We start from the raw sequence: 14,249 nt of genomic DNA, 5'->3' as shown, positions 1-14,249 counted from the left end.
TGGAGGACTAAATATTAAATTTAATATCCCTATTATTTTTTCATTGTCCTTAGCTATAATTATTAATTCATTTTCAGTTTTGCTATTTAAAACTTCTTCTAAAGAATTTTTTGAATGGCTTAATCTAAAATCATCATAAATTATCATATCCTCTCTTTTTTTATCTATTTTAGACATAATATCAAGTAAATAATTTAGATCATCTATACATGCTTGTTGTAATTTTATCTTTTCTATCACTACTTGCATCTCCTTATTCTCCATATTTAAATCTACATGAACAACTTTTACTATACCTTTAAAAATATTTATAACTACATCTTTTGGAACTATCCCTAGATTTATTAGTGTTACACCAATTCTTGGAACAGTGTTAGTATGCCATCAATTTTATTAACAGAATTAATGACTTCAAATCTCTCTAACCATTAGTGTTTTGTATTTTGAAAATCCAAATATCTTAGCAATTCTAAACATTTTTTTATTATGAGCAAAGGCATCTGCTATTATAAAGTTTTTTTCTTTTGAAACAGCCCAATTTTCAGCAGCTTTATATAGTTTACTTGAATATATCCCCTTATTATTTCTACTCTCTGGTTTTACATAGAGATTAACTATATAAGCATAATCATTATGTTCAAATTTAAAGTTATTACCATCTATTCTAACTTCTATAAACCCTTGAACTTTTTCATTATACTCAGATACAAATAGTCCACATTTTTCATTTATTATAGAGTCCTTAATACAATTTTCATGAAAGTTAAATTCTAAACTCCCTTTATAAAAATCATCTTTTCCTAATTGATCTATACATAAATTTCTAAGCATTTCTAGTATATCATCTAAATCAGATAAATTTGGTTCCCTAATCTTGATTTCCATATTACTCCTCCAACATGTAATTTTTAATAATATGTAGTTACATTTTATATTTTCTTACTTAATATCAAGTATACCTCCATTACTATTAATTTCATTTTCTCCTTTTAGATTAAATGTAACCTATTACTTTCTAGAAAGTTCATTTATAAGTTTAGAAAAATATGTATCGCCCTTTATTAAAGTTTCATAATTTCCTTTTTCTACTATTTCTCCACTTTTCATTGTATAAATACAATCTGCTTTATTTAATAAACTTAGATTGTGAGTTATTATTATTACAAGTCTATCCTTTGACAACTCTTCTAAGATATCTTTCACTTTTTTTTCATTGATAGTATCAAGTGCAGCTGTAGGTTCATCAAAAATATAAACTAAAGAATCCTCAACTAAAGCTCTCGCAATAGATATTCTTTGCTTTTCCCCACCTGATAAATTAACTCTTTCATTAATTATAGTTTCATATCTTTCTTCTAATTTATCTATTGTTTCTTCTAAATTAAGTTTTTTAATAACTTTTTCTATTTGTGATTCTTCTATATCTCTTCCCATCTTTATGTTGTCTTTGATTGACTCATTAAGTAATTCTATATCCTGAGAAACTAATCTTATAACTTTTCTTACATCACTTACCCCATAAGACTTTAGTTCTTTTTGATTTATTTTTATTTCCCCATCATATGAATTGTAAAATGCACTTAATAATTTTATTAAAGAACTTTTTCCTGCTCCAGAATCTCCTACAAATGCAAAAATTCCTTTTGACGGTAACTTAAAGTTGATATTATTTAAAGCTTGACTTCCATTTTTATATTTAAAACCTACATTTCTCATTTCTATTTCTTCAATATGTGTAATATCACTATTTCCATCACTAGTCTTTTCAGTTCCTAAATTAATATATTCATTAATTCTATCTAATATAGGCATTAAGGTGTGCATATCGATGTTTGTATTCAATATTTCATATACCGGTTGTACCAAAATTTGAAAGTAAAGACCTAAAGCTACGATTGTTCCTACAGTCATTGTCCCATTCATAACGAATAAACTTCCCATTCCATATATAATAGCTAGAGATGTTATAGTCATTGCATTCCCAAAACTATTAATAAAAAGGGTTAACTTTCTGAAACTTATATTATTTAAATAGCTAGTTTCTATTATTTCTTTAAATTCATCTTTTACTTGATTTTCTCTATTAAATGCCTTTATGGTGTTAATAGAAGTAACACTTCTATTGATTTTTATGCATATTTGATCATAATTCTTTTGAATTTCTTTAGACATAGGGCTAAATTTTTTAGATATTTTCCAGTTAAAAAAGAAAAAAGTTAAATATAAAAATACAACTATTAATGTGATTTCTTTACTATAAATCATCATTTGGATTAATATCATAGCTATTAAAATTATATTTTTTAAAAATACAATAAAAAAGTTAGTAATAAATACACTTATACTCCTTCCATCATTACTTATCCTAGAAACGATGGCTCCATTATTACTATTATCAAAAAAATCCATAGGTGCATTTATAATCTTATTAAACATTTTTTCTCTAAATAATATAGTCATATTTTCACTAACGTTCATGAATATTCTGTCTTTTAAATAAGAAAATATAGGTTGGCACAAACACCCTATCAAAAAAACCAATATTCCTACCTTTAGTTTTTGAATAGAATTACTTGGAATAACATCATCTATCAAATATCTAGATAGCCTAGGTGCTATATATACAGCAATAGTATATAAAATAGTAAATATTAAACCCATAAACTCATACCATTTATATATCTTAGCTATTTTCCATAAATCTTTTAAAAAATTTTTCATATCTTCTCCCTAGCTTAATTACATATTATATTATATTTAATTTAGTTTAATTTTTTACATAATCTGCTTCTATAATCTTTCATCTCATTTATTTTAAACAAACATTCTAATTCATTATCTCTAGTTAGTTCATATTCACATATATACTTGAATCCATTACTTTTTAATATATCTATTTCATAATCAAATAACTATTTAGAAATAGACTCTCTATTTTCTAAAGTTTTTAATTTATCTTGAGTTACGTATAAATATTTTATATAAGCAAATTTATCTTCAAATAAAATATAATCTAAAGTACTATAACATTCCTATTATTTTTTACTATCCTTAACTATAATTATTGCTTTATTTTCGTTTTTACCACTTAAAACTTCTTCTAAAGAATCTTTTAAATAGACTAATCTAAAATCATCATAAATTATCATATTGTTTCTTTTCTAAATAAATAATTTTTAAATTATATTTAATGTGTTTTTATAGTGAATAAATATGTGTAATATAGTGCAATAATTTGATATAATCTTTATTGTTATATTTATTTAGGAGGTGTAATTTTGGATAGAGAAAATAACATTGATCAACACGGAAAAAAGAATATCTTCAGACTAGCACTTTTCACCGGGGAGCTGATGCTTCGAAATGGTGCTGAAACTTATAGAGTAGAGGACACCATACTTAGAATTTGTAATTCTAGAGGTTTTAAACATGTAAACGTATTTACATCCCCTACTGTAATAATTATCTCAGACGAAAGATTCGATGGTATAACGTTTATGAAGACTATAAAAAATAGAGGTATAAACATAAATAAAATCGACCTTTTGAATGCATTTTCAAGGGAATTTGTCTCTAATAAAGATTTATCAATTGAAGATGCACTAATTCAGCTTAAAGGAATTGAAAAAGCTAAGTCTTATAACCAATGGGTAGTATATATAGGAACTGGGCTTGGATCTGCATGCTTCTCAGTTTTATTAGGTTGTACAGTAGTAGATTTTTTATTTACATACATAACATCGATTTTCGCTGTTATAATATTTGATAAAATATTTAGTATTAGTTCTATACCTTCATTTTCTACACTTGCAGCTTCAATTTTCATAGCAGTTGTAGGTGTTAGTTTATCAAGCTTAGGACTTTTGAGTCAACCTAATACACTTATTGTAGGATCTATAATGCCTCTACTTCCTGGAGTTTCATTAATTAAAGGCTTAAGAGACCTTATTTCTGGAGATTTAATTTCAGGGGTAGCTAGAGCTTTTGATGCTGCATTAACCGCAACCGCTATAGCTGTCGGAGTAGGATTTGTTCTTGAAGTATGGCTTAGATTAGGAGGTATATTATAATGAGTAGCATGCCTTTATATTTACATTTTATATTTAGTTTTTTATGTACAATAGGATTTGCTATATTTTTAAGTGCTCCTAAGAGATCTCTTTATGTATCTGGTTTAATAGGAGCTATAGGATGGGTTTTATATGTATATCTATTTAAAGCTACAAACAATCCAGCTTTATCAAACTTTGTTCCAGCAACTATAATAGGTATTGCTAGTGAAGTTTGTGCTAGAAAATTAAAACAGCCAGCTATCGTCTTTGTAATACCTGGTATAATTCCTTTAGTCCCTGGACTTGGAATGTATAACACAATGCTTTATTTAGTTCAAGAAAACTATGAACTAGCTGCATCTACAGGTGCAACTGCACTTTTGGTCGGAGGCGCTATATCTCTTGGTATATTACTAGTTACTTCATTTGTTAAAACTATAAATACAATAAAATTAAATAAAGCTACATTTGGATTTAACCACGTTATAACAAAAAAAGATTCCAACTATGAAAATAATATAATGACAGAAGATAGTGATTTAGATATAGATTTGGCAATAGATAAAGATAAAAATGTACAAGAAGATGATAAAAAAGATTTAAAATAGATAATAAAAGAGGAAGTCGTATAACTTCCTCTTTTTTATATATTTATTTTATCTATAACCTTAGTTATTACTGGTATATACTGTCTACTTTCTCTAAGCTTTGAATCTTTCTTTTTTATAAATAAGTAAACTAACCCGGTTAACACTAGAGCTATTACAGCACTTAATACTTCTTTATTAACAGATGTATTAATTAAATTCAATATACTATATGAAACCACTGTACCCCCTAAAAGCGCTACTAAAGGAATTATATATACTATAGATGCAGCTTTTATTACATTTATAGAATCCATGTTTAATTCTACATAGTCACCTACTTTAGCTCCTATAGTATTATCAACTTCAACAACTATATCTTTTTTATCAGTAGATGATGCACACTTACCACAAGATGCACAAGCTGAATGCTGTTGCATTTTTATTTTAGCAGTTATACTATCTACTATTTCTACTACATACCCATGTTGATTCATAGTACTCCCCCTATTTTGTAAATTTGTTTATAGTTTCCATCAGTTCAGAAATTAATTCTTCTGATTCTTGTGTTTCACCCTCTTTTATCGAGTTTGATACACATCCTTTTATATGATTTTCAAGTATTATATTTCCAACTCTATTTATAGCTGATCTTATTGCGGATATTTGGACTAGAATATCTACACAATATCTTTCATCCTCTACCATCTTTTGAATACCCTTTACTTGTCCTTCAATTCTATTTAATCGCTTTATGATGGCTTCCTTATCATTGTTTTTAGCTAATTTTTTCTCCATATTATTACCTCTTTTTCATTCATATAATATATTATATATTATTTTCTTCAAAAAAAAATAAATACTGCTGAATTTTCTTCAACAGTATTTATTTTAAACGTGCTATTCTTTATCTTTTATATCAACTTTTATATTTAATTCTTCTAATTGAACTTCTTCTGCAATTGCAGGAGCATTAGTCATAGGACAAACAGCACTTTGATTTTTAGGGAATGCTATTACATCTTTTATATTAGTAGTTCCAGCTAATATCATTATAAGTCTATCAAGACCAAATGCCATACCAGCATGAGGTGGAGTACCATATTTGAATGCATCTAATAGGAATCCGAATTTTTCTTGAGCTTCTTCTTCAGTGAAACCTAATGCTTTGAACATTTTTTGTTGCACATCAGCATTAAATATTCTAACACTTCCTCCTCCTACTTCATAACCATTTATAACCATATCATAAGCTTTAGCTCTTAAAGAAGCTTTATCATTGCCTTCTAATCTTTCTAAATCTTCATCTAATGGAGAAGTGAACGGGTGATGCTTAGCTATCATTCTTCCAGTTTCTTCATCTTCTTCAAATACTGGGAATTCAGTAACCCATAACATTTCATAAGTATTGTTATCTAATAAGTCTAATCTTCTAGCTACTTCTAATCTTACTTGACCTAAAGCATCAAATACTACACTATCCTTATCTGCAACAAATAATAATAAGTCTCCAGATTGAGCATCCATTTTATTTAATATAGCATTTATTTCTTCTTCTGTGAAGAACTTAGCTATAGGAGATGTTACTTCATTATTTTCTCCAACTTTCATCCAAGCAAGACCTTTTGCTTTATAAGTTTTAGCATGATCTTCTAATTTTCCAATTTGTTTCTTAGAGAAATCTTCTGCTTTACCTTTTACGTTTATACCTCTAACACTCATTCCATCTTTAGTAGCATTAGCAAAAACACCAAATCCACAATTTGCAACTACATCAGATATATTAGTTAATTCATATCCAAATCTAGTATCAGGCTTATCTGATCCATATCTTTCCATAGCTTCAGCATAAGTCATCGCCTTAAGAGGTAAGCTAACCTCTACATTCAATACTTCTTTGAATATTCTTTGTACCATTTTTTCCATTATAGCCATAACATCTTCTTGTTCAACAAAAGACATTTCACAGTCTATTTGAGTAAACTCTGGCTGTCTATCAGCTCTTAAGTCCTCATCTCTAAAACACTTAACTATTTGGAAGTATCTATCCATTCCACTTACCATCAATAATTGTTTAAATAATTGAGGTGATTGTGGTAGTGCATAGAATTTACCTTCATTTACTCTACTTGGTACTAAATAGTCTCTAGCTCCTTCTGGAGTTGGTTTTATTAAAAATGGTGTTTCTATTTCAAAGAAATTATTTTCTGTTAAGTAATTTCTAACTATACTAGCAACTCTACTTCTTAATATTAAGTTCTTTTGCATAGATGGTTTTCTTAAATCTAAATATCTATATTTAAGTCTTAACTCTTCAGATACATTATCGTCATCTTTTATATATATAGGTGGTGTCTCTGATTTATTTAGTAATTTTAATTCTGTAGCAAATACTTCTATATCACCTGTTGGTAAATTAGGATTTTTAGAAGATCTTTCTGCAACCTTACCCTTTATTGCTATTACATACTCAGATCCTAATTTTTCAGCTTTTGCAAAAGCTTCTGCATTTACATCTGTGTCAAATATTATTTGGCAAATTCCACTTCTATCTCTTAAGTCTACAAATACTAATCCACCTAAGTTTCTTTTCTTTTGTACCCATCCCATAAGTACAACTTCTTCATCTATATTAGATTCTCTTAAGTCTCCACAATAGTGAGTTCTCTTTAATCCGTTTAGAGTCTCCATGTCTTTCCTCCAATATGTTATTAATTATTAAGAATTATCTATAATCTATTTTTTAATTCTTTAACGATTTCACTTAATTTTATACTAGTTTGTTCTGATGTTGACATATCTTTTAATTTTACTTCATCATTTGCTAATTCATCATCACCTATTACTATAGTATATTTTGCATTTAATTTATCTGAATATTTAAATTGAGCTTTTAAACTTCTATCTAAATGATCTTTATCTGCACTTATATGATTTTCTCTTAAATCTTTTAATATTTTAAAACTCTTAGTCTGAGCATTTTCACCTATTGTAGCTATGAATATATCTGTAGCTTTAGGATTTTCAATTTCTATATTATTATTTTCAAGAGTTAATAGTAATCTTTCAACCCCAAGAGCAAATCCAATTCCGCTAACGCCTTTAGGCCCTCCTAGTTGTTCTACTAGTCCATCATATCTACCACCACCACAAACTGTGCTTTGTGCTCCTATATCATTTGATATTATTTCAAAAGCAGTCTTTTTGTAGTAATCAAGTCCTCTAACTATAGTTTTATCAACTTTGAAATTTATACCCATTTCAGTTAAATACTCTTGAACTTTTGCAAAATGATCTTTGCAATCATCACATAAGTGATCTATCATATATGGAATATCTGCTAAATTTTCTTTGCAAACTGGGTTCTTACAGTCTATAACTCTCATTGGATTTTTTTCTTTTCTCTCATTGCAAGTCTCACATAAAACATCACTTTTTGCATCTAGATAATCTTTTAAAATATTATTATATTTTTCTCTACAAGTAGGGCAACCTACTGAGTTTATACAAGTTTCTAAATTATTTAATCCTACCTCATTGAAAAATTGAACAGCTAAAGCTATAACTTCAGCATCTATAGATGGTTTGTCACTACCTAATGTTTCTATTCCAAATTGATGGAATTGTCTTTGTCTTCCAGCTTGAGGTCTTTCGTATCTAAAGCATGGAGTTTGGTAGAATAATTTGGTTGGTTGAGTATCTGCATACATTTTATTTTCAATGAATGCTCTTACTGCACCAGCTGTACCTTCTGGTTTTAGCGTTATACTTCTATTTCCTTTGTCTTCAAAAGTATACATTTCCTTTTGAACGACATCTGTTGTTTCTCCGACACCTCTTTGGAATAACTCTGTATGTTCAAATATAGGAGTTCTTATTTCCTCATATCCAAACAATGCGCATACTTCTCTAAATTTATTTTCAACATAATTCCATTTATATGCATCTTTTGGAGTTATATCTTTAGTTCCTCTTGGAGCTTTAGTTAACATTTTTATATACCTCCTTTTCCTTTCTTTCTATCATTTCATCAACTCTATCTATGTAAATTTCTACATTTTTAACATTGTCAGTTCTTTCAATTCTATCTTCATCTACATATACATATTTGCTGATAGCACCTGCCCCTACAGCAAGATTACTTTGCTTTTCTTCCATAATTTGAATATTATATATACATTCAAATCCTTCTTTAGCATATCCTATGTTTTCAAGGTTTCCAAGCATATGTTTTTGTCTGTACATATAGTAAGGATTAAGTCCCATAGATTTTGCATACTCCATAGATAAATTTATCATGCTTATCATCTCTTCATATCTTGTAAGTTCATACTTATCTAGATTTTCTTTTAGTGTAGATGCTCTTTTTATTGCTAATGTATGTACAGTTAAACTCTCTGGAGAAAGTTCTTTTATTCTTTCTAAAGTATTTCTAACCATTTCCACATTTTCATCTACTAAACCTAGTATAATATCCATGTTTATATTATTAAATCCAAGCTCTCTAGCCATATTAAAACATCTTACTATATCATCTACGTTATGATCTCTACCTATTTTGACTAAGGTTTCATTATTCATAGTTTGAGGATTTATGCTTATTCTAGTAACATTATGTTTTTTCATAACTTCTAATTTTTCTCTAGTTATAGTATCTGGTCTTCCAGCTTCAACTGTAAACTCTTTTATTTTTGTTAAATCAAGTTCTATAAATAGAGATTTAATTAAATCATCTAGTTGCTCAGCCTCTAATGTTGTCGGTGTTCCTCCACCTATATATAAAGTTTCGATTTCTTTATTAGTCTCTTTTAATAGTTTCGCTAACCCTTTTATTTCCTTTACAATAGCTTTTACGTAATTCTCTCTTAAATGTCCAAATTGTTTCATAGGATTAGAAGGAAATGAGCAATATACACATCTCGTAGGGCAAAAAGGAATACTTACATATAAAGATATTTTGTTTTTATCAATAGGATATATAAATACACGCTCTCTTTTTGCTATATCTAAAGCTAAATCTATTTTTTCATCTTTTATTAAATAGTTATCTTTAAGGTTTTGTCTTATCTCAAATTCACTCAGTCCTTCATCTAATAAACTATGGACTATTTTAACAGGTCTTATTCCTGTCAAAATCCCCCATGGTACATAAGTGTCGTACAATTCACTTAAAACCTTAAATATACTTCTTTTTATAATAGTTTTAGATTTCTTTTTTATCTCTTCTTCATTTAAAGAAGTTATATCAAAAACTTCTTCTTTACAAAGCTTTAAATCGTCTTTTTCATAGTATTTAGTTATACTCTTTATGCAATTTTTATCTTTAACAAACTCATTTATCAAAGTTTTTTCAAAGTTTTCATCTTCTTTTATAAATTTAAATTGAGTAGTAAATAACTTGAATAATTCTGCAATTTCATATTTGTAGTCATGTCCTTTTAACTCAATACCTAACATTTAAACTACTCCTTTATTGTTATTCTGAACAAACTCCTTATACTAAATATGGATTAGTTGCTTTTTCTATTCCCATTGTAGTGTTTGGACCATGCCCTGGATATACGATTATATCATCTTCATATTTTTTTAATCTATTTAATGATTTTTTCATTTGGTTGTCATCTCCACTGTATAAATCAGTTCTTCCCATACTTCCAGCAAATAATGTATCTCCTGTAAACATGTGATTCCCAACTTTTATGCACATACAACCTTTTGTGTGTCCTGGAGTGTGTATAAACTTAAGCTTTAATTCTCCTAATTTTATACTGTCTCCCTCATTTACATATTTATCTGCATCAAACTCAGTTGCTCCACAATGCATTCTATAACTCAAGTTTTTCTTTTTATCTAAAAGTAACTCTTTCTCTTCACTGTCAGCTATTATACATGCATTTGTAGTTTCTTTTAACTTAGGAACACAACCGATGTGGTCTCCATGTCCATGCGTAAGTATTATATATTTAACATCTATAAAGTTATCTTTTATAAATCTCATTAAATCATCTATTTCTCCGCCTGGATCTATAACCGCACCCTCTCTAGTGTTTTTATCTGCTATTAAGTATGTGTTTTCTCCAAATAAATGATCTGTGAATTTCTCTATTATCATAATTAAATCCCCCTTAAAAATTTTTTTCAGAATCTATAAGTATTGTAACTGGTCCATCATTTATTAGTTCAACCATCATATGTGCTCCAAATTTTCCAGTACCAACATTTATATTTTGTTTTTTAGCTTTTTCTATGAATTCCTCATATAAATTATTAGCTAAATCTGGCTTAGCCGCTCCTGTAAAGTTAGGCCTTCTGCCTTTTCTGCAGTCTCCATATAATGTAAATTGTGAGACAACAATCAATTCTCCATTTATATCTTTAAGAGATAAATTCATTTTTTCATCTTCATCTTCAAATATTCTTAAGTTAACTATTTTTTCTATTAAATAATCAACATCCTTACTAGTGTCTTCATGTGTCACTCCTAAAAGTACTAATAATCCTTTTTCTATATTTGAAATTTCTTGCTCATCTACAGTGACACTCGATGATGCTACCCTCTGAACTACAGCTCTCATAATGCCTCCTTAATTTATAACTCTATAAATATCTTCCACTCCCGGTATTGCTCTTACCTTTTTCATTAAAAGAGTTAATGTTTCTATACTATCAACTTCTACAAGTAAGTTTACACTTACAATATTTAGTTTTCCTTTTCTTGCATTAATCCCATTTAATGATACTTTTTCTATAGACACAATATGCGTTATGTCATTTATAATTCCACGTCTGTCTTCTGCTTGTATTTGAATTTCCGCTTCAAACTTCGCATTATTGGAGTTTTCCCAAGAAACTTCTACTAATCTGTTTTTAAAATAGTCATTATCTAAGTTAGAGTTAGGACAATCCTTTCTATGTACTGCAACTCCTCTTCCCTTTGTTATATATCCTATAATCTCATCTCCAGGTATTGGATTACAGCACTTAGCAAATCTAACAAGTATATTATCTACTCCTTTTACCATAACTCCTTGAGGTGATGATTTTTTTCTTTTTTTAGTATACTCTTGTTCTCCTATACTATGTTTATTTATATCATCTATGAGCTTTATATCAGAAGATTTCTTTACGTAATCTTTTTCATAAAGTTCTTTTATTTTAGGAACTATCTGAGATGGCATTATCCCTCCATATCCTATAGTTGCAACTAGATCATCTACAGTCGGTTGGTTAAACTTTCTTGCCATTTGAAGCATATACTTTTCAATTATTGGATCTTTTGTAGGTATGCTATATTTTTTAAATTCTTTCTCTAAAATCAAGCTACCTCTTTCTATATTTTCTTCTCGTCTTTCTTTTTTAAACCATTGTCTTATTTTAGACTTAGCGTTAGGAGTTTGTACTATATTTATCCAATCTCTACTTGGTCCACTTGAATTTGCTGAAGTTAAAATCTCAACAATATTACCATTTTGCAACTTATAGTCCAATGTAACTATTCTTCCATTTATCTTAGCTCCTACGCATTTGTTCCCTACATTAGTGTGAACTCTGTATGCAAAGTCAATCGGTGTTGACCCAGCAGGTAACTCTATTACATCCCCTTTTGGCGTAAATACATATACCTGGCTATTAAACACGTCATCTTTTAATGCATCCATAAATTCTTGTGGGTCCTTTAAGTCCTTTTCCCACTCCATCATCTGTCTTAACCATTGTAGTTTTTCTTCTAGTTTACTTTCCTTACCACTAGTTTTTCCTTCTTTATACTTCCAGTGTGCAGCAATTCCGTATTCTGCTATGTTATGCATTTCATTAGTTCTTATTTGAATTTCTAAAGGCTCTCCATCTGGTCCTACAACTATGGTATGTAAGGATTGGTACATATTAGGCTTTGGCATAGCTATATAGTCTTTAAATCTTCCTGGTATTGGCTTCCATAGAGTATGCACCATACCTAAAACTGCATAACAATCTTTTACTGAATTTACGATTATTCTAACTGCCATTAAATCATATATTTCTTCAAAATCCTTATGCTTGTTTTTCATCTTTCTATATATACTGTAGAAATGCTTAGGTCTTCCATATATATCACAATTTATATTAACTTCATCAAATTTTTCTTTAAGAATATGTACTATTCCTTCTATATAAGCTTCTCTTTGGCTTCTTTTTTTAGCTACTTTTTCCACCAAGTCATAATATCCATCACAATCTATATATCTAAGTGCGATATCTTCTAGTTCCCATTTTACTTTGTATATTCCTAATCTACTTGCAATTCCACCGTATATTTCTAGCGTTTCTGTCGCTTTAGCTTTAGCTTTTTCAGGCGGCATGAACTTTAGAGTCCTCATATTATGTAGCCTGTCGGCTAATTTTATAAGTATTACTCTTATATCTTTTGACATAGCTAAAAACATTTTTCTTAAGTTTTCAGCTTGTGTCTCTTCCTTAGACTTATACTTTATCTGTCCAAGTTTAGTTACTCCATCAACAAGGTCTGCGATTTCTTCCCCAAAATCTTTTTTAATATCTTCATATGTAAATTCGGTATCTTCAACTACATCGTGTAATAATCCGGCTGCTATAGTTTGCATATCTAATTCCATATCACAAAGTATATTAGCAACAGCTATTGGATGTATAAAATATGGCTCCCCAGATTTTCTTAATTGTCCTTCATGGGCTTTTTTACCATAGTAATAGGCTTTTTCAATTAAGTCTAAATCGCCATTAGGGGCATATCTTCTTATTTTTTCTATTAGTTCTTGTAATTGCTTATCTTGCATAGTACCACCTATTTTATAGTATAAATTTTGATATATATGAAAATAGTTGGCTTTTTACCAACTATTGAACACTATTAATATTTTACAAGTGAGTTTACATGATATTGAGATACTTTATCTCTACCATTCAACTCTTCTAATTCTATTAAAAATTGCATAGAAACAACTTCTCCACCTAATTTTTCTATAAGTTTAGCTGCAGCTTCCATAGTTCCACCTGTAGCTAATAAGTCATCTACTATTGCAACTCTTTGACCTGGTTTTATTGAATCTTTATGGATTTCTAAAGTGTCTGTCCCGTATTCTAATCCATATTCAAATTTTTCAGTTTCTCCTGGTAACTTACCTGGCTTTCTTACTGGTACAAATCCTATACCCATTCCATAAGCCACTGGAGTTCCCATTAAGAAACCTCTCGCTTCTGGTCCAACTATTATATCAACATTCTTATCTTTTAGATCTGCTATTATTTCATCTACCGCAAACTTAAATGCTTCTCCGTTGCTTAATAAAGTTGTTATGTCTTTAAATCCTATACCTGGTTTTGGGAAATCTTTAATCTCTCTTATTGAATCTTTTAAGTTCATTTAAATCCTCCTAATAGCTTTGCTTGTATTTATCCTTAAGTTGATTAAGTCCTTGTAGTACTTTACTTGAATCTAAATCAATCTTAGTACTTGGTTTTGGCATAATTTCCATTGTTAAAGTACTATTTTCATCTTCCACATGAAAATTAATTAAATCTAACTCTTTAAACACATTTAACATAGCAAATAATTTTATTGGTGATATGTTTAACTTAGATTTAATATCTAGTA

General features: G+C 28.8%; 15 protein-coding genes. 2 read left to right on the top strand and 13 right to left on the bottom strand.

From position 1 onward, the window contains the following. The 3 genes from VN21_RS08060 to VN21_RS08050 all read right to left on the bottom strand — a co-directional run. Positions 1 to 240 (bottom strand): hypothetical protein (locus VN21_RS08060; protein WP_046822792.1); only part of this gene is annotated, 240 nt, incomplete at its 3' end. Between the two features lie 171 nt (positions 241 to 411). Continuing rightward, positions 412 to 885, bottom strand: coding sequence for a GNAT family N-acetyltransferase (locus tag VN21_RS08055; RefSeq protein WP_046822790.1), 474 nt, complete (start codon positions 883 to 885; stop codon positions 412 to 414). Positions 886 to 1,008: 123 nt separating this feature from the next. After that, positions 1,009 to 2,721 carry an ABC transporter ATP-binding protein gene (locus VN21_RS08050; RefSeq protein WP_046822789.1) on the bottom strand — a complete coding sequence of 571 codons (1,713 nt, stop codon included), beginning with the start codon at positions 2,719 to 2,721 and terminating at the stop codon, positions 1,009 to 1,011. 557 nt (positions 2,722 to 3,278) lie between these two features. Here VN21_RS08050 and VN21_RS08045 point away from each other — a divergent pair. Further along, positions 3,279 to 4,070: a threonine/serine exporter family protein gene (locus tag VN21_RS08045; RefSeq protein ID WP_046822788.1), complete on the top strand. Its 792-nt coding sequence runs from the start codon at positions 3,279 to 3,281 to the stop codon at positions 4,068 to 4,070. Further along, complete coding sequence (locus VN21_RS08040) at positions 4,070 to 4,660, top strand: threonine/serine exporter family protein (RefSeq protein WP_064503606.1); 591 nt, start codon at positions 4,070 to 4,072, stop codon at positions 4,658 to 4,660. Before VN21_RS08045 ends, VN21_RS08040 begins: the two co-directional genes overlap by 1 nt. Before the next feature lie 35 nt (positions 4,661 to 4,695). Here the strand turns inward: VN21_RS08040 and VN21_RS08035 are convergent, their stop codons facing one another. The 10 genes from VN21_RS08035 to VN21_RS18640 all read right to left on the bottom strand — a co-directional run. Next, positions 4,696 to 5,136 (bottom strand): SoxR reducing system RseC family protein, encoded by a 441-nt coding sequence (locus VN21_RS08035; protein WP_046822787.1) that lies wholly within the window; start codon positions 5,134 to 5,136, stop codon positions 4,696 to 4,698. A gap of 10 nt (positions 5,137 to 5,146) precedes the next feature. After that, positions 5,147 to 5,437 carry a metal-sensitive transcriptional regulator gene (locus tag VN21_RS08030; protein ID WP_021428502.1) on the bottom strand — a complete coding sequence of 97 codons (291 nt, stop codon included), beginning with the start codon at positions 5,435 to 5,437 and terminating at the stop codon, positions 5,147 to 5,149. Between the two features lie 102 nt (positions 5,438 to 5,539). Next, the gene (aspS, locus tag VN21_RS08025) at positions 5,540 to 7,330 is read right to left on the bottom strand and encodes an aspartate--tRNA ligase (protein ID WP_046822786.1); all 1,791 of its coding nucleotides are present in this window, start codon (positions 7,328 to 7,330) and stop codon (positions 5,540 to 5,542) included. A 38-nt stretch (positions 7,331 to 7,368) separates the two neighbouring features. Next, positions 7,369 to 8,631 (bottom strand): histidine--tRNA ligase, encoded by a 1,263-nt coding sequence (gene hisS / locus VN21_RS08020; RefSeq protein ID WP_046822785.1) that lies wholly within the window; start codon positions 8,629 to 8,631, stop codon positions 7,369 to 7,371. Beyond that, positions 8,621 to 10,096: a coproporphyrinogen dehydrogenase HemZ gene (gene hemZ / locus VN21_RS08015; RefSeq protein ID WP_046822784.1), complete on the bottom strand. Its 1,476-nt coding sequence runs from the start codon at positions 10,094 to 10,096 to the stop codon at positions 8,621 to 8,623. The genes hisS and hemZ overlap by 11 nt, the downstream gene beginning before the upstream one ends. A 37-nt stretch (positions 10,097 to 10,133) precedes the next feature. Beyond that, positions 10,134 to 10,751, bottom strand: coding sequence for an MBL fold metallo-hydrolase (locus tag VN21_RS08010; protein ID WP_046822783.1), 618 nt, complete (start codon positions 10,749 to 10,751; stop codon positions 10,134 to 10,136). Positions 10,752 to 10,764: 13 nt separating this feature from the next. Continuing rightward, positions 10,765 to 11,214: a D-aminoacyl-tRNA deacylase gene (gene dtd / locus VN21_RS08005; RefSeq protein WP_046822782.1), complete on the bottom strand. Its 450-nt coding sequence runs from the start codon at positions 11,212 to 11,214 to the stop codon at positions 10,765 to 10,767. Positions 11,215 to 11,223: 9 nt separating this feature from the next. After that, positions 11,224 to 13,431, bottom strand: coding sequence for a RelA/SpoT family protein (locus VN21_RS08000; RefSeq protein ID WP_046822781.1), 2,208 nt, complete (start codon positions 13,429 to 13,431; stop codon positions 11,224 to 11,226). A 74-nt stretch (positions 13,432 to 13,505) separates the two neighbouring features. Then, on the bottom strand, positions 13,506 to 14,018 hold the full coding sequence (locus VN21_RS07995) for an adenine phosphoribosyltransferase (protein WP_021428377.1): 513 nt from the start codon (positions 14,016 to 14,018) through the stop codon (positions 13,506 to 13,508). Positions 14,019 to 14,028: 10 nt separating this feature from the next. Next, positions 14,029 to 14,249, bottom strand: a 221-nt coding sequence (locus tag VN21_RS18640; RefSeq protein WP_046822780.1) for a hypothetical protein, incomplete at its 5' end; no start/stop codon positions are given.

This window comes from Paraclostridium benzoelyticum (assembly GCF_001006285.1).
Classification (GTDB): Bacteria; Bacillota; Clostridia; order Peptostreptococcales; family Peptostreptococcaceae; genus Paraclostridium; species Paraclostridium benzoelyticum.
The sequence above is the reverse complement of the archived record's forward strand: the minus strand, read 5'-3'. Positions and strand labels throughout refer to the sequence as shown.